The 19893-nt window shown below is 53.0% G+C and carries 16 protein-coding genes; 8 read left to right on the top strand and 8 right to left on the bottom strand.

Annotation, left to right across the window (positions count from 1 at the left end):
* Positions 1-89: 89 nt before the first annotated feature.
* The 4 genes from P8N76_13305 to P8N76_13290 form a co-directional block, all read right to left on the bottom strand.
* Positions 90-521 carry a hypothetical protein gene (locus tag P8N76_13305; protein ID MDG2382640.1) on the bottom strand — a complete coding sequence of 144 codons (432 nt, stop codon included), beginning with the start codon at positions 519-521 and terminating at the stop codon, positions 90-92.
* A 129-nt stretch (positions 522-650) separates the two neighbouring features.
* The gene (locus tag P8N76_13300) at positions 651-866 is read right to left on the bottom strand and encodes a hypothetical protein (protein ID MDG2382639.1); all 216 of its coding nucleotides are present in this window, start codon (positions 864-866) and stop codon (positions 651-653) included.
* A gap of 88 nt (positions 867-954) precedes the next feature.
* Complete coding sequence (locus P8N76_13295) at positions 955-2937, bottom strand: YjhG/YagF family D-xylonate dehydratase (protein MDG2382638.1); 1983 nt, start codon at positions 2935-2937, stop codon at positions 955-957.
* A 218-nt stretch (positions 2938-3155) separates the two neighbouring features.
* Entirely contained in the window at positions 3156-3395 is a 240-nt protein-coding gene (locus P8N76_13290; GenBank protein ID MDG2382637.1) for a hypothetical protein, read from the bottom strand.
* Between the two features lie 298 nt (positions 3396-3693).
* Here P8N76_13290 and P8N76_13285 point away from each other — a divergent pair, with 298 nt between their 5' ends.
* Entirely contained in the window at positions 3694-6681 is a 2988-nt protein-coding gene (locus P8N76_13285) for a CHAT domain-containing protein (protein MDG2382636.1), read from the top strand.
* An 89-nt stretch (positions 6682-6770) separates the two neighbouring features.
* On the opposite strand, the gene P8N76_13280 is transcribed toward P8N76_13285, so the two are convergent.
* From P8N76_13280 to P8N76_13270, 3 genes are all read right to left on the bottom strand, one after another.
* Positions 6771-8087, bottom strand: a complete 1317-nt coding sequence (locus P8N76_13280) for a PQQ-binding-like beta-propeller repeat protein (GenBank protein MDG2382635.1) — start codon at positions 8085-8087, stop codon at positions 6771-6773.
* Positions 8088-8324: 237 nt separating this feature from the next.
* Entirely contained in the window at positions 8325-8720 is a 396-nt protein-coding gene (locus P8N76_13275) for a cupin domain-containing protein (protein ID MDG2382634.1), read from the bottom strand.
* A gap of 31 nt (positions 8721-8751) precedes the next feature.
* Positions 8752-9747 (bottom strand): polysaccharide deacetylase family protein, encoded by a 996-nt coding sequence (locus tag P8N76_13270; protein ID MDG2382633.1) that lies wholly within the window; start codon positions 9745-9747, stop codon positions 8752-8754.
* 307 nt (positions 9748-10054) lie between these two features.
* Here P8N76_13270 and P8N76_13265 point away from each other — a divergent pair, with 307 nt between their 5' ends.
* The 7 genes from P8N76_13265 (at position 10055) to P8N76_13235 (ending at position 18441) form a co-directional block, all read left to right on the top strand.
* Positions 10055-11893 carry a hypothetical protein gene (locus P8N76_13265; GenBank protein ID MDG2382632.1) on the top strand — a complete coding sequence of 613 codons (1839 nt, stop codon included), beginning with the start codon at positions 10055-10057 and terminating at the stop codon, positions 11891-11893.
* A 51-nt stretch (positions 11894-11944) separates the two neighbouring features.
* Positions 11945-12874: a VWA domain-containing protein gene (locus P8N76_13260; GenBank protein ID MDG2382631.1), complete on the top strand. Its 930-nt coding sequence runs from the start codon at positions 11945-11947 to the stop codon at positions 12872-12874.
* A gap of 141 nt (positions 12875-13015) precedes the next feature.
* On the top strand, positions 13016-14539 hold the full coding sequence (locus tag P8N76_13255) for a phosphate ABC transporter substrate-binding/OmpA family protein (protein MDG2382630.1): 1524 nt from the start codon (positions 13016-13018) through the stop codon (positions 14537-14539).
* A gap of 31 nt (positions 14540-14570) precedes the next feature.
* Positions 14571-15296, top strand: a complete 726-nt coding sequence (locus P8N76_13250; protein ID MDG2382629.1) for a hypothetical protein — start codon at positions 14571-14573, stop codon at positions 15294-15296.
* Between the two features lie 202 nt (positions 15297-15498).
* Entirely contained in the window at positions 15499-16560 is a 1062-nt protein-coding gene (locus tag P8N76_13245; protein MDG2382628.1) for a hypothetical protein, read from the top strand.
* A gap of 17 nt (positions 16561-16577) precedes the next feature.
* Positions 16578-17552, top strand: a complete 975-nt coding sequence (locus P8N76_13240) for an ABC transporter permease subunit (GenBank protein MDG2382627.1) — start codon at positions 16578-16580, stop codon at positions 17550-17552.
* Positions 17553-17559: 7 nt separating this feature from the next.
* A complete protein-coding gene (locus P8N76_13235; protein MDG2382626.1) occupies positions 17560-18441 on the top strand; it encodes an ABC transporter ATP-binding protein in 882 nt (293 codons plus the stop codon).
* Between the two features lie 65 nt (positions 18442-18506).
* Here P8N76_13235 and P8N76_13230 read toward each other — a convergent pair whose 3' ends face one another.
* Entirely contained in the window at positions 18507-19862 is a 1356-nt protein-coding gene (locus tag P8N76_13230) for a UDP-glucose/GDP-mannose dehydrogenase family protein (protein ID MDG2382625.1), read from the bottom strand.
* Between the last annotated feature and the right edge of the window lie 31 nt (positions 19863-19893).

The raw sequence follows: 19893 nt of genomic DNA, 5'->3' as shown, positions 1-19893 counted from the left end.
AGTAAGTGGCGGCTTACACTGAGGTTACAGGTTTCTCCCCCCGACAGCCCCCGAGTCACACTGGCAGCTCCGATCGACTGCCACCCCTATCAGCTGCCATTTTGACAGCCAAGGAGTTGTCGGCAGCCTCGGTTGGGACGACAATAGAGCAATCCCATCATTCGATTCACCAGCGGGCCAATTATGGCTCCACCTCCGAGCCCCTTTCGACTTAGATCAATTACATCCATGCCGATCCCCGTAACCTGCAGCTGTGGCAAGACTTTTTCCGCTCCCGACAACTTGACTGGCAAGCGAGTCAAATGTCCCCAATGCGGCGAACCGCTTGACATTCCCCAGGCAACCGCCTCATCCGAACCGACTGGATCCCGACAGGCCGGCGCGACAAAAGCCAAACGGCGTCGCATCAAATGCGATTGCGGCAAGGCGATCGAGTTACCGAGTTCACGAGCAGGCAAAGCGATCCAGTGCCCTAGTTGCGGAAAAACCCTGCCAACCAGCTCGAGGAAAGCCAAGACCACGAAAACCTCGAGCGACGACGTGGGCGATCTGCTGGATGAAGTCGACCTGGCAGCATCTACCACAGGCCACCGATGTCCGATCTGCCGGACGGATCTGGATCCTGAAGCGATTTTGTGCGTGAAATGCGGCTACAGCTTCGAAACCGGCAAGAAAATCAAAACAAAAACCAGCCGTAAAGCACCCCCAGCGGTCCGGAAGGACGCAGCGGCCAAGCCTCCCAAAACTGGAATCGCCTCCAAGATCAACGGTAAAGTCGCGTTCTTGATCGCACTACTCGTCGCACTGCCAATCGTCGCATACTTTGTCTTATCACGCATGCCAGCGTCTTGAGGGATAATACTCACCACCGTGATTCGATCCCCAACGACGGTCTTAGGCCGATCCGAATCGGCCAGATTGTCGGCGAAAACGGAGCGGAGCAGTAGCCGTTTATCACTTCCGCGGGGGCGGTGAGTGGCTTTGGTTTGCGGCGCTCAATCTCGCCACGATTTGCTCCACATCGTAGACACAGCCGCCCCAAGTCCCGCCGCCAGCTTGTTGAAGGGCGGCCCACAGCCGCGTCTCGGGTGGCAGCTTTGGATCAGGTGCAAGATCGGCACGGACAGATCGCTTTCCAAGCTCCTGCTCGGCTTGCTCGGCGGTGAAACGCTGTTCAGCGTGGCCCACAAGGTCCACCCGACCGGTCAACTGATTGCGATCTACCATGATCTGAATTTGATCGTCGTCAACAACTTTTCCAACCGGACCACCGGCCAGCGCTTCGGGTCCCACATGACCAATACAAGCTCCCGTACTGACTCCTGAAAACCTAGCATCGGTCAACACAGCCACATCGCGTCCCCAACTAAGGTGTTTGAGAGCCGAGGTGATCTGATAGGTTTCTTCCATCCCGGACCCAAGAGGCCCACGGCCGATCAGCACGAGCACATCACCCGGTCGAATTTTTGACGAACCTTGGCCTTTGATCGCGGCGATCGCGTCACTTTCGCTCGTGAACACTCGCGCAGGTCCGATCTTGCGATAGACGCCATCTGGATCGACAACGGCCGGATCGATCGATGTTGCCTTGATCACGGAACCTTCCGGACAGAGGTTACCGATCGGGAAGCATACGGTACTGGTCATTCCGCGTTTCCCGGCTTCTGTAGGCGGAATAATTACGTCGTCGGGATCGACCCCATCACTATCGATCAGTCGTTGCCGCAACAAGGTTCTCCGCTCGCTACTCTGCCACCAGTCCAAAACCTGTCCAACCGACATTCCCGCGACGGTTTGAGCATCGAGCTTCAGCAGTCCCAAGTCACGGAGGTGCAGCATCACTTCGGGCACGCCACCAGCCAGAAACATTCGCACGGTAGGATGATTGGTGGGTCCATTCGGCAACACATCAACAAAGCGACGCACACTGCGATTGACTCGAATCCAGTCATCCACCGTGGGACGATGCAGCCCGGCTGCAAACGCGATAGCTGGCAAATGCAACAACAAGTTGGTGGAGCCACCACAGGCCGCGTGGACAACCATTGCGTTGTGTATCGAATCGTCGCTCAACAAATCGGCCGTCGTCTTTCCCTGCTTCAACAAATGCCAGACCGCTGCCGCACTCCGTTTGGCCATATCGATCCAAATTGGCTGGCCGCTCGGTGCGAGCGCCGAATGCGGCAGTGAAAGTCCGAGCGACTCACCAATCACTTGTGCAGTTGCCGCCGTTCCCAAGAACTGGCAGCCGCCACCGGCCGAACCACAGGCTGCGCAACCAGCTCGCGCGGCATCTTCCAGACTCAGTTCGCCCTGCGAATATCGTGCTCCGATCGTCTGCACCTTGGCCGTGTCTTCACCTTCAGTGGGCGGAAGTGTGACACCGCCAGGCACAAGCACGGTCGGCAGGTTCTGAGTTCCAGCCAGTGCCATCATCATGGCAGGCAAACCTTTGTCGCAGGTAGCGACTCCGATCACGCCCTGACAGGTCGGCAGCGAGCGAATTTGACGCCGAAACAGGGCCGCCGCATCATTACGAAACGGCAGACTGTCGAACATCCCAGTCGTCCCTTGAGTCCGTCCATCACACGGATCTGTGCAATAAGCCGCAAAGGGGACTCCGCTGAGCCGTTTCAGCTCCAACGCAGCCGCCTGAACCAGCAAGCCGACTTCCCAGTGCCCCGTGTGAAAACCCAACGCTACCGGGCTACCGTCCGCCGCACGGACGCCTCCCTGCGTACTAAGAATTAGTACTTGGTGTCCCAACATCTCACGCGGGCTCCAACCCATGCCCGCATTCTGAGTCATGCCGAACAGGTGACCACTAGGCCAATGCCGCAACATTTCGTCAGTTAGAGGCAAGGAGCCGGTCGGACCGTCCGCAGAGGTCCGCACCTGGAAAATTTGTCTATCCCCGGATTCCAAGATTTCGTTCATAGGGACAGTGTAACCGCTCGAGTCGTCGCTCGCAGAAAATCAGTCAAATAGGATCGCTCGATTCCGACGAAGCCGGCACCTGAATTTGCAGCCTAGTGAATCCAAGAGCGGATTACTCCACTGGATGTGGAGAGAGCGAGCAAGCCTGCCCCTTTCATCCGGCCAGTAGGCAAGAGTCAGTCGGGGCGGCTGTCGACGCAAGTTTGGATTTTACACGACTAGGGTGTTTCTTCAGCCGCAACTTCCGCTGCATAAGCTTCCATCGCAGCCGCCTCGTTCGACAACTTGAACTCGGGGCCTGCTGGGAAATATTGCACGTCGTCCGAAAGGTAATAGGGACTCGGTAGCGTTTGGCCGGCAACGTCAACTTGGCAACCGGTCGCCGCGAAGCAGCTGACCGCCAGGAAACCGCCAGCAAGCAACCCGCCCCAACGCAGTTTTTGGTCTTTCCGATTCATCTTAAAAACACTCCGTGGCATAATCGGTGGAATCCTCATGATCGTTATCGACCCTAAAGTCATTCGACTTAATCGCATTTCCATGAAGCAGCCGCATTTCCATGGGAGGCCGGCAAAGCGCCCGCCAGCAAGGGGCCCATGATTGCAATCCAATCCCCAGCGCCACGGCTCGAACAGTGGGATTCCAGCCGTTTTACCGTCGGTTTTCTCAGTCGAGTCGACTATCCATTCAGTATGATAAAGGTGTACGAACTTGGGGCGATTCGCGCCAGCCGCTCGGAAAAACTGAGGTATCTCTATGTCGCCATTTTTTGGCCGTCGCTCCCGCGCTGCAATCGTCGCACTGCTAGCGGTCGGGACGCTACTCCCACCATTATTTCCCTCTGCCGTCCAGGCGCAACTTGCCGAGGGTCGGGCCGTCCCGCGCGAGACCTATTTCTTGTCGCTCGACCCCTATTACGCTGGTAATTATCGCACGGCGATGCGAGGCTTTCGTTCTGCGGCTCGCTCTGGAATTCGCAGCATCCAAGGACGTTGGGTCGACTCGATCTGCTACTTTTCGATGATGGGCGAATGCTTTTATCAGATGGGCGATCTGCCCGCCGCATTGGAACAACATGAACAGGCCTTGCGACTCTTTGCGAATCAATCGACCTGGATGAAACGCATCCAGTGGCCGGCGACAATCGCACCCGCTCAAGTGCGTCAATTACCATGGGGTCCCAGCAGACGCCAAACGGTCCCTGGACAATTCCCTGAAACTCTTCTGAGCCGGCAGGGGAACGATCCCAACAAAGCCTTGCGGCAAGGCGGCATCGTGCGTCGCCGAGAGTTGCTCCCCGTGCGGGCGATGGAAATCATGCGCTGCATTGGAGTATCGATTAGACGACGAAACGAGATTTTAGGCCCGCTAGCCCCACACGAAACGTTGAGTGCGAGCGTCGCGCAGCGGTTGGCGAAGCGTCAGGTGAAGGGTAACAACTGGATTAACACACTGGTTGACACACAACAGGGCCTAGCGAAGTTGTCGACGGGAGCCAACCAGGAAGCTCTTCAACTGCTCAAAGGCTCACTCACCATTGGTGGTCGCTTTGATCACCCGCTGACGAGCATGGCATTGGTCGAGATTGGAAAACTGGCTTTGGCCGCCGAAGAATACGAGCAAGCGGCAGCAAGTTTTTACGAAGCCACCTTTCCCGCGGCTCAGTTCAATCAGGCCGATGTATTGGAGGAGGCCTTTGTGCTAGCCGCCAAGGCTCATCGGTTGGCGGGTGGAAAGTCTGTATTCCCACCCTTGCAAGCGGCCGCAATTTGGACCGACAAGAACCGAATGCAACGAGCCTCCGCCGCCATCTTGATGGCGGCAGCCGAAACCACGGCCTTGCTAAATCAGCCGCAAGCAGCCCTGGGTTTGTTGAAACAGAGCAAGACCGCGATGAACCGGTCCGACCTACCAAAATCCAACCTGGGAATACGCCTCGTCTACGACAATGCAGTCGTGGCGTTTCAGGTGGGCGACTCGGCAAGTGGACTCGCCAGTCTTAATTTGGCGATAAAACAAAACATTAAGAGCTCGTTCCGATTATTTCGCATTGCCCGCACGACAAAGTTGCAGCGTGCCAAGATATTCTCTCCCCGCGTTGCAAGTCTGCTTTACTCGGAAGTGCTTCGCGAACCCACAGACAAGGACTGGACACTTGCTCCCTTCGAAACACTCACCTACTGCGTCACACCGCAAAGCGATGTCATGCGTGCCTGGCTAGCGCTCGCCATTGAGCGGGACGAAACCGATGTGATGATCGAGGTCAGCGATCGAATCCGACGCAATCTTTTTTTCACACAACTTCCACTGGGCGGGCGGCTACTCGCTTTGCGTTGGGTGTTAGCTGCCCCCCCAGCGCTGCTTAGCAAAGAGGCTCGACAGCAACGAAAGACGTTGCTCGAAAAATTCCCGGTCGTCGCCAAGATCTTCGAGGAGATGGCTCAAGTTGAAAAATCGCTTAAAGCTTTACCGGTAGCAGCAGAATCCGCGGATAACATCCGTCAGTACGAAAAATATTCTAAGCAACTCGTCTCGCTCGCTGCGAAACAAGAAGCTCACCTACTCGAAATCGCCGTGCGGCCGGAACCGGCCACACGTTTGTTTCCACCGATCCGGACCGCCGAATCTATTCAGTCGCAACTGGCACCTGGCCAGGCCGTTTTAATCCTCATCGACGCGCCCAAAGAGATGCAAGCGGTCCTGCTTTCTGCGGGCAAACAATACACTTCATGGAGCATCAAGGCGCCGGCGCGAATCAAAAAGAATCTCGTCACCATGATGCAAACCATTGGCAACTACAACAAGAATCAAGTGCTCGACGCATCTCTCTTAAAAGACGAGAAATGGAAGTCGACGGCGGAGCAACTGTTCTCCAGTTTCAAGGAAGGGCTCAGCGAAAAAAACCTGCAGTCCATTCAAGAACTCACGATTGTCCCTGACGGATTTCTTTGGTACCTCCCATTTGAAATCCTGCAAGCACCGACCCAAAAAGGATTGCAACCGCTCATCGAGCTTACCAAGATTCGTTATGCACCGACTGCGGGCTTGGCAGTCAACGATCCGCGCCCGGTCCCGACAGGGGGTGAAACGGCCATCGTGGTTGGACGTCTTTTTGGCCGCGAAAGCGATCAAATCATCCGAGCAGCAGCCAGCGAAATACGAGACGTAAGTGCTCGTCCGGCCATATTAAAGCTACCGATGCTGGTCGATAGTTCGATCCTAGCGAGCCGCTGGGACAAACTGGTGGTGCTGGACGATATCCAGAATAACTCCAAGGAGCGATTCAACTGGGCGCCCGCTCAGATTGACGAACGGAATGGACGAGGCAGTAAGGTGGCGGCTTGGATGGAATTGCCATGGGCGGCACCCCAACAAGTCATTTTGCCAGGTTATCACACGGCAGCGGAAGACGGTCTTCGAGGTCGGCACACGGGTGACGAAATCTTCTTGGCAACGACCGGTTTGATGGCCTCGGGTGTTCGAACGATCCTGATCAGTCGCTGGCGAACGGGAGGTCAGATCAGCATGGAACTCATTCGCGAATTCCTGTTGGAATCCTCGCAAGAATCGGCCGCAGCAGCTTGGCAACGAAGTCTGCTGCTGGCCCGCTCGACCGAACTAGACCCCACGCAAGAGCCCCGTCTGAAGGGTGCAAAGGCAGGGCAAGTACCAACCGCCGATCATCCTTTTTTCTGGTCCGGGTACATGCTAATCGATACCGGATCCCGATCAGCGAAACGATAAGTCGACGATCATCCAGCAAACAGACGCACTCGAATTCTGATCACGGGGGCGCTGTAGATTGTTGAATTTACACCGATGGCTAGCCGACTCTAAGAGCCTTTCCCAATGCAGTACAACTTACCTGAAGTCCGTATAAACAGTTGTCCATGAGCGGCAACAATGGATGAACGGACAGGATCGTCATCGGTGGGCTCGTCCATTGAAATCTTGCTAATTAACTTTCCAGACGCCGCGTCAATAACGATGACATCGCCAATAAAGTTAATCAGGTAGACCTTCCCGTCCGCGACGAGCGGTGAGGCTTCGTATTTCTTTCCTCGTGGTAGCGAAACGGACCAATGAATCTTGCCGCTCTTGGGATCGACGCGTGAAAGTGCATTTCGCACATCACTCAAGATAAAGAAATCACCTTCTGCAAACGCAGGTGTCGGCACATCAGCACTAATTTCACGGTGCGTACGACTGACCCAGGCAAGGTCGTCATCTTTCAAACGCCCTTCGCCCCCCGCGTTGACGGCATAAATCGGATCCTTCTTAGGGGCACACGCGAGAATGATTCCATCACCGGCAACTGGTGATGGTACAAGTCGCCAATGCCCAATGCGATCGGGATTCCACGTCCCCCAACGCCACAGTTCTTTACCCGTTTCTGGATCATGCCCCGTAACGTCATCACCACCCACCACCAATATTTCCTTCCGACCATTGTGTTCGAAGGGAACCGGAGTGCTAAATGCTTCGAGCGATTCGGAACGAGCCTCGCTGGGTCGTACCTGACGCCAAAGCGTTTTCCCGGTAGCAGGATCCACTGCCAACAAATACGAATCGTTCTTACGATCGGTGAAACCTCGGCCATCTACAGCCGTGTCACGCTGCAAGACCTGCATGTAAAGCTTACCGTCATACAACAGCGGACTGGTGCTGAATGTCCAAAGAAAGGTGAAAGCTCCATAGTCTTTTTGCAGATTTCGCCGCCACTGTTGGTTACCCTCGAAGTCAAAAGCAACCAAGTCGCCCGTCCCATAGAAAAAGATCACCTCTTCTCCATTGGTGGCGGGTGATGGAGCGGCAAAATTACTACGCGAATCGCGGCGAATGCCACTGGCAATTTCACGGGACCACAATTGTTTGCCCGACTTACGGTCGAAACACAGTGCCAAAAGCTTGTCACCGCTAAGATCAGTACTTGAAATAAATACATGGTCGCCCCAAACGGCCGGCGTCGCTGCACTTGCTCCGGGAAGATCCACGACCCAAGCAACGCCATCCGATGTAGACCACTGTTCCGGCAAATTCGACTCGTCGCTCGATCCGTTGAAATGAGGTCCTCGGAATTGAGGCCAATTCTCAGCCTCAGCAGGAATCGACAAGAACAGCACAATCAACAAGCCCGCAAATCGCTTCATGAATCAGTCTCCGGCTCAGCGAGTCTCGGTAGAAGTTTTAAGGACCACTGCGGTCAGACCAGAATATATACCGTCGTCCGAGCATCCGCGACTATAGAGCTGAGGAACTGGCAAAATGCCCCTTTCGGATGTCCGTTTTGCTCCTTTTCAGCCCCCGTTTCCTTCAGTCAACAAGGACGGCCCTGCCGAGTGGCAATCGAGCGTAACAGCAATGCTCAAGAAAACTTAAGTCAAGCGTCATCCGGACTCAGAAGCAACGACGACTGTTTTCCCATTGGCTTCTGAAGATATCCCCATTACCAGATATTCCACCAGACAATCGCCCCGATTTGTCATCGAATGAACCTCGCTCGGCGCCACCACCAAGGTGTCACCCGGCCGCAATGAAAAAAGTTGGCCGTCAACCGTCATTTCTGCTTGGCCCGACAAGAGTACAAAAATCTCCTCCATGTCCTCATGATAATGTGGCCGAAATGAGGATTCGATTGGCAACTGAGCCCAATTGATCATCTGGACACGGCCCCGAAGCAGTTGACCCTTCACGGCAATCACTCGCTTCATTACACCCGGCTGGTTTGGATCTTCATGCGATGCGGGTTCAAAATCTCGATTGTCAACTGGAATGAACTTCATGATTTTCACTTCGTAAATCGGTAGCCAAGATCTACTTTTTTTTCATCTGTTTTTTTTGTCGCTGATGAAATTGTTTCCAAGTGGACAACTCAATCCCCGCGTCGTCAATTGCTTGCCGCACCTCAGGATCGGTAAATACGCGGCGATCCGAGTCTCGGATCATGACGCTGCCCGTGATGGCTTGCAACTCGGCATCATTGAAGCCGCAATGGATAATAATCTCGCTCGTCCCCGGTGGAAGCTGACGAATTGTATCGAGATATTTTTGCTTTCGTTTTTCGTAAGGTCCATCGTCATAGAATTGATAAAGGGCACTCAGGATTGGCAGTTCTCGCTCTTCCAAGGTAGGCAGGATGCGAATGAGATCTGGGTATTGTTCGGCCAAACCGTTTTCTTTCGTGGGACGAACAAAGAGCACAGGAATTTCATTCTCAACCGCAAGTTCGATATATAGTTTCCCCAAATCAGGTCGACTCAACGCGGCCCCCATGTGCGGGTCAAGATGAGTCACAGGGACTCCAAAGTCTTTCGCTCGCTGAATCTGAGCCCGCAATTCCGTTGCCGCCTCCGCAAGCTTTACGTTGGCGACCACCTGCCTCACGTTGTCCCAAAGAAAACCATCTTTGTCGACAAGACTCGGAACTTGCTTGCGGTCAGTGACCGGTCCCCAACGATACTCGGACCATTCTGAATTGAGCGTCAGATGGATGCCACAATCTCGTTCTGGGTTCTCTCGCGCATACTTGGCAAATTCTGGAAACCACGGACAAGGAACCATGATGCTCGCAGAGCTGACCACACCTCGCTCAAGCCCCTCCACGGTGGCACGATTGACGGAATGAGACATCCCCGCGTCATCCGCATGAACGATCAGATATCGTTTAGCGTCTTCCTGCTCCGCGTCAACAACTGGAGGCGAGGAATGGCTCAACTCCCATGCTGAAGGAACCTGCTGTATGGCTCGTACGTAGCGTGCTAAATACACAAAAAGAGTGAGCAACAGTCCAAGCCAAACTAAAGACTTCATGCAATCGACCTCAAGACACAAGTTCAAGTTCAAGTTGACGCTGCTGGTGATACCTTGATGGATGGGGATCATTCATAGTTGCCCCATTTTGAGAAACAGACACTATTATGCACAAGATTAAAACCGTTTCGACGAATAACTGTCTACGAAAGTCAGTTTGACGGCATGCCCCCCATCTGGATAATCAGAACAGGTCAAAGGTCATGTATCGATCGGCTTGGCAATGAAATTTTCGATTTCGGCGAAACTGCTTTGTTGAGTTACGCTACGTCAAAGAACTGGAGTCAAAGAACTGGAGTCAAAGGACATGAAACGCGTATTCCCCCTGATTATTCTGGGATGCTTTTTGCTGTCCGCCGAACTGGCAACAGCGCAAACGCCATTCACGGAACTCGTGGGTTCTGTGCCTGTCCGGCCCGTTGAAAAGACGCAAGTCACGAATGTGCCTTACATCACCTGGGGCGGCGATGTGGCAACCTTTTTGGCAAACGGCGGATTGCAAACTACCCCCGATTCGACATACGGGAAGATGGGCTTGAAACTCAAACTCACTCCCGGAGATGATTTTGTTGGTCAAGTCAAAGATTACATCAGTGGCAAGAGCCCGTTCTTGCGGGGCACGATGCGCATGCTAGGCCAAGCAAGCGAGGTGCTGGGAAAAGACCCTCGAACAAAACCGGTGGTAATCCTTCAATTGTCATGGAGTGCCGGTGACCACATTGTGTCTCGTGAAGGATTCAAGACGTTGAATGACTTGCGTCGGGAAGGTGCGAAAGTCAAAATCGCTTGCCAACAGGGAGGTCCGCACGTTGGCCTGCTCTACGACTCACTCGACGCAGCCAAAATCGACCGGAATGAAATCGAAATTGTCTGGGTGGACGATCTCACAGGTCCCAACGGTCCAGCCGACGCATTTCGCAACGATGATTCGATTGATGCTTGTTGCGTGATCACCCCGGACATGATCGGATTGACGGGTGGATATGACAGCACAGGCTCTGGCGCGGAAGGCACGGTCAAAGGCGCGAAAGTGTTGAATTCGACTCGCGATATGTCACGTTCGATCGCTGATGTGTATGCGGTCCGATCCGATTGGTACAAGGCCAACCAAAGCGTGGTGGACTCGTTTGTTGCCGGTTACCTCAAGGAAACCGAACAGCTCGTCAAGATGCGCAAGCAATTTGAGGAGACCCAGCGGATGAGCGGTGATTATCGCAACGCTTTGACATTGGCACAAACCATTTTTGGCGCCGAAGTTTTGCCAACGCTCGAGGTAGATGCGCACGGCTTGTTGCTGGACTGCGGTTTTGTAGGACTCCCTGGCCAGATCGCCTTCTTCCGAAACAGCAGCAATCTCAGCGGCTTTGATCCAAAAATGAAAGCCGCACTCGATCTCGCCACCGCTTGGGGTTACGCCACCATTCGCAGCGGCTTTGACCCCCCGTCTCTCAACTATCAAAAGATCGCAAAAACCGCGGGCATCAAATACGAAACACCCGATTTCGCCAGCAGTGGCAGTGAAGTGGGCTCCGACTTCCTGGATCCCGGTGGAGACATTCTGGACGACCGCACCATCGTCAGCTTTACGATTTCATTCCAACCCAACCAAGGAACTTTCTCAGCAGACCGATATGGTTCCGAATTCAATCGAGCGATTCAAGCCGCTTCCACATTTGGAAACGCAGCGATTATTATCCGCGGACACGCTGACCCCACAAAATCGCTACTCGATATGATTAAGGCTGGCTTGGAAAAAGGAACCATCAAACGCGCGGGGCAATCCGGCAACTATTCCTACTTTGTCAACAACAAGAAGCTTGAGTTAACCGATACCGATACGATCATCAAGCTAATTCAAACAGGCCAGTTCGAATCGGCAAACCACAAGCCACGTGAAACAGTCAACGCCGCCTTGAATCTGTCCATGGCACGATCCAAAGCCGTCAAGGATTCGCTGATTAAGTTCGCCAAGAACCAAAAATTCATTTTGGTCGAGGAACAATTGAAGCCAACCGGTGCCGGCATATCCGAACCCTTGATTCCAAAGCCAAGTAGTTTCCTGGAAGCGCAACAAAACATGCGAGTTGAGTTCCGCATCGTTCGTGTCCCCGCAGAAGCGCTCAACGAATCCGATTTTGCTTTCTAAGCTGGAAAATCAATATGCAACAGGCAAGCTTCGCTGGCTCGATGACAGGTGATGTCGCGACCAACGGTTGGATACTACACGATCAAGGAGCTCTCATTTATGTTCTTTCGTGCACTCTTCATTGTAATTGCGATTGCGCCAATAGCCGAAGCGACACAGAATGTAGTTGTCCTACTGGATGACTCGGGGTCAATGGACATGCCCCTGCGATCGAATTCCCGAAAACTCAAGATCGCTGCGGCAAAGCAAGCGTTGTTGACCGTGCTGGAACGGGTACCAGATGACGCAAAAGTAGGTGTGCTGGCTCTGAATGGCCCCCGGGTCAACGGTGGCTGGATCATTCCCCTCGGAGAGGTTGACAAGGCGAATATTGCCAGTGGGGTGCGTAAAATCCGTGCAGGCGGTGGGACTCCGCTGGGCAAATACATGAAGACAGCTGCCGACGCTTTATTGGAGTTGAGAGCACAAGAACGTTATGGCAACTATCGATTGCTGATCATCACGGATGGCGAGGCCAACGACGAAGATCTTATGAATCAGCACCTTCCCGACATTATGAGTCGGTCGATCGAAGTCGACGTCATCGGTGTCGACATGGCAAATGATCATAGTCTTGCAACACGCGTCCATAACTACCGTCGAGCGGATAATGCGGCCTCGTTAACGCAAGCGATTGAGGAATCGCTTGCCGAAACCAATCCGGATCCGAATGACGCCAACGAACAGGCCGAATTCGAGTTATTGCAGGCTTGGCCCGACCAACTGGCAGTTGCCGCCATCCAAACCCTTTCAACCAACAATGATGCGCCGATTGGCGCAGGGGTTACCCGTTTTGAAACACCGCCCATTTCAAGCTCGGCTCGACCGACTCCGAACACGAGTAAGGAATCGATCGGCCTAGCAATCACAATTCTGATACTGGCTTCGTTGCCGATCATCGGTCTCTTTTTTTGGTCGGCTTTCTTATCTTCTGGACGATAAACAGACACAGCTCAAAATAAGAGGCCTTTGTTTCGGCCACCAGGGGCGAAAAACCTGCCAGAAGGGTGAGCTGGACTACGTGTTTTCGGATTCTTGAGGCATAATTCAGATAGTGACGAAACCCTCTGGAGATCATGAAGCGTGTCTAAAGGCAAATTGCTAGCGCTGTGTGTCGTTTGGTTGATGGTGGCCGGAATCGCCGCTGTCGCCTGGCGTTATGTGATTGTCGGTGGGAAAGAACAAGCCAAACAGTCTGAGCAAGAAGCAATCCTGAACCAGACGAAAGGCACCTCGCAATACGATATCGACCTCAAGTTCGGGATTGATCAATTCAGCGGCTATGCCATTTTGCGTTCTCCCGAATTCCGCAAACGGTTGCAGCGAGAAAAGATCGAAGTCAGCTTCGTTGATGATAGGGCGGACTACACCAAACGGCTGCGGAACCTGCAAACAGGTTCGATCAATATGGCAGTCTTCACCATCGATGCTTTGATCAAAGCGAGTGCCACAATCGGCGATACCCCGGCGGTGGTCGTTAGCATTATTGACGAGACGCGTGGCGCAGACGCGATCGTGGCGAACCAAGCCAGCGTACCGAACGTGGAAGCTTTGAATCATCCGGACACACGTTTTATACTGACTCCGGATTCACCCAGTGAGACTTTGGCGAGAGTCGTGATGAACGATTTCAGCCTGGACCAACTCGCAGATAACCCTTTTGTGATGACCAGCGACCCTGAGGACACGCTCGCACGCTATCGCAAATCTCAGCCTAACTCCCGGGACGTCTTTGTGTTATGGGAGCCTTACGTCTCAAAAGTTCTCGAAAACCCCGAAATGCACGTGGTGATTGACAGCTCACGCTTTCGCGGCCGCATCGTCGATGTAATTGTCACCAGCCGTGATTTCCTGGCAAAAAACCGAGCCGTCGTGGAAGATGTCGTAGGAAGTTATTTTGCAGCCGCCTACTCCTATCGCGACCAAATGCAAACGCTGGTCAGGAATGATGCAAAGCAACAACAGGCCCCACTGACAGATGCTCAAGCCAAGAAATTGACCGCAGGTATCCGCTGGAAAAACACGCAAGAAAACTTTGCTCATTTTGGTCTGCGGACCGACAACAACTTGCAACATATCGAAGATATGATCAGTAACATTACGGACGTGCTAATACAGACCGGAGGTATCCAGATCGATCCCACGGAAAACCGACCGAATCAGCTGTACTACGAACGCGTCTTAAGCAATCTTAAAGATAGCAACTTCCACCCGGGCCTCTCTTCAGAAAAAATCAGCGATGACCAAATTTTGCTCCCAGCCTTGAGTGAAACGGCGTGGTCCAAACTGCGGGAGGTTGGCGAACTGAACGTCAGGCAACTGGTCTTTCCGCGAGGCAGTTCGCGGCTCACGGAAACAAGCTGCACGGTACTTGACGACTTGGTCAACACACTCAACAGTTGGCCCCAATATTATTTACTCGTACGAGGCAACGCTTCGATGCGTGGCGATTTTGAAGCCAACAAACGATTAGCTGCAAATCGCGCGGAGGCGGCAGTTGACTACCTGGTTCAACAAGGTATCGACAAGAATCGAATTAAGGCGAGAGGTGGCGACCCCACCGGCTCGACATCTGTTTCTTTTGTGTTGGGCGAAGCCCCTTATTGACGTTTTAATTGAGTGAACGAATTGGCTCTCGATGGATAGCGTCAGACGGAAAGTACTGCTCGATATTTTTGCATCGCCCGGAACGCTGCTTCCGATTGCTGGCGGGCTAACAGCGTTACTGGCCTCTTGGGCCACGGGCGGTCATTCGACACTCAATTTCGTCGGATTTGCTGGTGTGTTAGGCGGCTTTGGTGTCTTTGCCTCTCGATTGATACTGGGGCTCGAACGGATCACTCATGACGCCTACGACCACGTCATAGCACACCAACGCGAGACGCAAGAGACCGCTCTGGAGCGACTACACGAGCGACTCGTCGCTGATGACGACCCCCGCACACAAGCTTGCCTCGCCGATCTGCGGAACCTTTATTCGCAACTCAACCAGAGGGTACAACAAGATCAGATCACACCCTCGTCATTCAGCGTGACCGAGGGAGTCGACAAGCTGTTTCATTCCTGCATTAAGCAGCTCGAACACGCCGCTGAACTTTGGGAATCAGCGAAACAACTCAACGGTCCCGCCAAACAAGCATTGCTCCGACAACGCGATAAAATCGTGACCGAGGTCGTGGACGCAGTCGTTCATATCGGCGAAACGGTGGAAAGATTCCACGCCATGCTCGTCGATGAAAATCGCTCCCAGATCAATCAATTGCGACGAGAATTGGACGAGTCGATGCGAGTTGCTCGGGAAGTTGAACGAAGAACCGAACAAATCACGCGAACATCCCAAGATCAGGCAAGCCAACGCGAATAACCAATCACGTGATGCTGCGGAAAATTCTGCGAACATTGTAGGTGTGAGGGGGAATGCGAGAACGACCAACTTGCGTTAACCTATGAAGGGTGACGACACCTTGCTACGCTTCACACCAAAACACTCGTGCTCAATCCCGCTGTTTCTGGCTGGAGGTTGGTTCGCACGTGAACACTAGCGCTTCAATGAGGGGAAAGGTTTCATGCGTAGATACTTGCCAACAGTAACGGCTTTGTGTGCGTTGATGTTATTGATCGGTTGCAAGAACAAAAGTGAGGTTGACAGCACTGCTGCTGCCGAAGACACGCCCAGCTTCAGCTTAGCTTGGAGTGAATACCCTAGCTGGTCGGTATTTGGTGTTGCCAACGAAATGGGTTTGATCAATGGCGAAAAGGGGCAGATGGGTGACATCGAAAAAAAGTATGGAGTCGATATTGAATTGAAGGAGGCTGGCTATGATTCCTGCTTAACCATGTTCAGCTCCGACAACTGTGATGCAGTTTGCATGACGAATATGGACGCCTTGATCGTGAGCCCGTCACGAGACTCCGTGGCCGTGCTTCCGACAAGCACAAGTAATGGTGCAGACGCTTGCCTGGTCACAAATGAAATCCCAGACATGGAAGCACTGAAACAACATAAAGTTTACGGACTAAAAGGCACCGTTTCGGAGTACTGTTTTGTGCGATGTCTTGAAAAAGCAGGATTCAAGGAATCGGACTTCCAGTTCACCAACCAAGATCCGGCCATCGCCGCACAATCCATGCAGTCCAGCAACCCCAACCACCAAGCCATCATGGTCTGGAATCCGTTTGTTCTGCAAACACTGAACGATCGCAGCGATGTGAAGGTATTGTTCGATTCAAGCGAGATTCCTGGTGAGATCGTTGACATGGTAGTGGTCGGCAAAGATGTCTTGGATAAACCGGGAGCAGATGATTTCGTGAAAGCCGTCAATGCGACTTTCTATGCCGTCAGCGATGCGATCGATGATCCGAAAAAAGGGGACGAAGTCCTGGTTGCACTCGGCCAAAAGTTCTCCAACCTCGGCTTGGAAGACATGAAAAAGGTGGTGCAACAAACCGAGTTTTACAAAACGCCTGCGGAAGCAAAAAGCTTTCTGAACGGCGATGAATTCAAGACCAAGATGAAAACCGTCGAAGAATTCTGCGTGGAACATGAACTCAACAAGAGTCCATCGGTTGGCTTCGGGTCGGATTCATCCGACTCGCAACTACGTTTTGACGCATCTTACCTTGAGTGAAATGAAGGATCGACTTCATGCTGGTAGGCCAGTCTATTCCTTTGATTTACCGGATCGCATTGGGAACGTTGTCAGTTCTCATTCTTATCGGTTTGTACACGATGTTGGCTCATTCTCGGCAAACTCGAAAGCAAAACGAAACTGCGAAGAAACTGCCGCCAGTTCAACAACAGCTCGCAGACGTTAAAAAGCGTCTGCGAACCACCAGCCCAGACGCAGACGAACGGAAGCAGCTCACCACAGAAAAGGAACAGCTGCTCGAAAGAATCTCATCGATCGAAAAGCAAATCGTCGAGGCTCAGGATCGGGCGGTTCCCACCTGGAAAACTCTCGGAATTGCCTTGGGCTACGTTTGGAAACATGATGGCTTGAACGGTAAGCCTCAGTATTGGCTTTGGGAAGACACCATCGCAACCTCCTCAAGACTCCTCGCTGGGCTGGCTGTCGGGGTGGCCTTGTCGATCATCTTGGGCGTCATGATGGGAGCCTACTCCCCGGTCGAAGCTTTCTTTTTGCCATCCTTATCGTTCTTGGCCAAGATTCCGCCAACCGCCATGCTGGCAGTATTCTTCGTACTCGTCGGCACCGAATTCGACATGTACGTCACGATGATCGCATTCGGAACACTGCCCACCTTGGCCCAGTCGATTTACCAATCTGCCAAAAAAGACGTGCCCGAATCCCTTGTATTCAAAGCTTATACGCTGGGAGCCAGTCACGGCGAACTGATTTGGAACGTGATTTTCAAGCAGATCCTGCCACGTGTTATCGACGCAGTCCGCCTCCAAATTGGCCCCGCCATGGTGTTATTGGTTGCCGCCGAATGGATGGTGGCCGGTGAGGGCTTCGGTTATCGCCTACGACTTTTCTATCAACGTACCGATATGTCGGTGGTTTATCTCTATTTGATTTTACTCGGTGCAGCCGGCCTGCTGATTGATTATGCCTTAACCTGGTTTCGACGATTACTCTGCCCCTGGTTTGGCGAGTAGGTGAGATATGACTAAGCTGGTTTTAGAGTGCCAAGACGTCTGCCATTGGTTTGGGACCAATCGCGTCCTCAACCACGTTAATCTGCAGATCGCCGGCGGACAGATCGTCGCCCTTGTCGGTCCAAGCGGATGCGGCAAGTCCACCTTACTCCGCGCGATCCTCGGCACGCATCCGCCGAACCAGGGCAAGATACTCGCCAATGGTCAAAGCGTGACAAGACCCAATCGGGATGTGGGAATTGTCTACCAAAACTACAGCCTTTACGATTTCCTCACTGCACTCGACAACGTCGCATTTGGCTTAATGCTGGATGAGACAACTTTATTCACAAGATGCTTTCAGCCATTTCACTGGCAAAAGTTGCGAGATAAGCATCGAGAAAAAGCGATGGCGGTCCTGAAAAAGGTCAACCTTGACCACGCAGCTCGGCTGTTCCCGGCCGAAATGTCGGGAGGCATGCGCCAGCGCGTGGCAATCGCCCAAGCACTCGTCATGGAACCGCAGATCCTGCTGTTAGACGAACCTTTTGGTGCCTTGGACGAAGCAACGCGGGAAGAACTGCAACTGATGCTGTTGCATTTGTACCAAGAAAATCACGAGGCGATCGAAAAAGGTGAACTGGCGCCCTATACCATTCTGATCGTCACTCACGAATTGAACGAAGCGATCTACGTATCGGATCGAGTTCTGGGCCTGTCCCAGTTTCACCAAGACGGCAAGAATGGCGCTACGATTGTTTATGACAAGTCAGCGCCCGTGTTTCGCCCCGGTGACGAGAGAAGTTTCGAACAATTCGAGGCTCAAAAAGATGAACTGCGGCAGGTCGTTTTTGATCCGGAACGAAATCAGCATCACGCCGAATTCGTTTCGTTCTGGGCAAACGACTAATAGACTTTCTCCAGCGACAACATCGGCAACCGCCGCAAAGTAGTGCCAGATTCGCGACGAGCCAGTTACTGCACAAACGCAGGAATCGCTGCGGGCCGTCCGATCGAATGATAGACAAATCCTGCGTTCGCCATCTCAATCGGATCATACAGGTTGCGACCGTCAAAGATAATCGGCTGTGCCATGCGAGTTTGCATTTCGACAAAATCAGGTGTCCGAAACTCACTCCACTCAGTCACAATGGCAAGCCCATCAGCGTCTCGCAGCGCGTCCATCGGTTCAGACGCGTAACTGATTCGATCCCCGAACTCTTCGCGCACATTAGCCATGGCTTCCGGGTCATGAACTTGGACTTCTGCGCCGAGTTCAAGCAACCGGCGAATCAAGACCAAGGCAGGAGCTTCGCGGATGTCGTCGGTGCGAGGTTTGAAGGCGAGCCCCCAAATTGCGATCTTCTTACCTTGAAGCTCACCGTCAAATTGGGACTCGATCTTATTCTGCAAGACAAGTTTCTGCTGCTCATTAACCCAATCAACCGCCTCAAGAATCCGCGGCGCCAAACCCGATTGCTCAAAGGTGCTGGCCAAGGCACGGACGTCTTTCGGAAAACAACTGCCGCCGTACCCAACCCCAGGGAAAAGAAAAGCGAAACCGATTCGACTGTCGTGCCCAATACCACGTCTTACGTCGTTAATATCCGCATCAAAGACTTCACAGACATTCGCCATTTGATTGATAAAACTAATCTTTGTCGCCAGCAAAGCGTTCGCAACATATTTCGTAAGCTCCGCACTCTCGGGTGACATCACGAGAAACGGCTTATCGGTCCGCAGAAACGGTGCATAAAGACGATTCAGCACTTCGCCATCAACTGGCTGCCGCACGCCGACAACAACTCGATCCGGTTTTGTGAAGTCTTCAATCGCTGCGCCTTCCTTCAGAAACTCCGGGTTGCTCGCCACGCGGCAATCAAATCCGGTTGCCTTTTTCAAGCGATCATAAAGCTGAGCGTTTGTACCCACGGGGACCGTACTTTTGGTAACGACGACCGTTTCTCGATCCAGATGGGGCGCCAATTGATCTGCGACAATCCAAAGAGCGGTCAAGTCGGCAGATCCATCGCTGGCAGGCGGCGTTCCCACTGCGAGGAAAATAACATCGGCATGTGACGCTGCCTCTGCCAGTTCAGTCGTAAAAATCAGTCTTCCCGCCTGAGTGTTTCGGCGCACCAAATCGGAAAGGCCCGGCTCATAGATCGGAATCTCGCCGTGCTGCAGTCGATTGATTTTCGCTTGATCAATATCGACGCAAGTTACATCATTTCCACTCTCTGCGAAACAGGTTCCGGTGACCAAACCGACGTATCCTGACCCAATAACCGTCACTTTCATTTCTTGTCCCTCAATCGTCACAGACGTCATGGACGCAGCTCGATGCTACTTCACTCGAAAC

The organism is Pirellulaceae bacterium, assembly GCA_029243025.1.
Classification (GTDB): Bacteria; Planctomycetota; Planctomycetia; order Pirellulales; family Pirellulaceae.
Note: the sequence above shows the minus strand (reverse complement) of the source record. Positions and strands in the feature narration are given on the sequence as shown.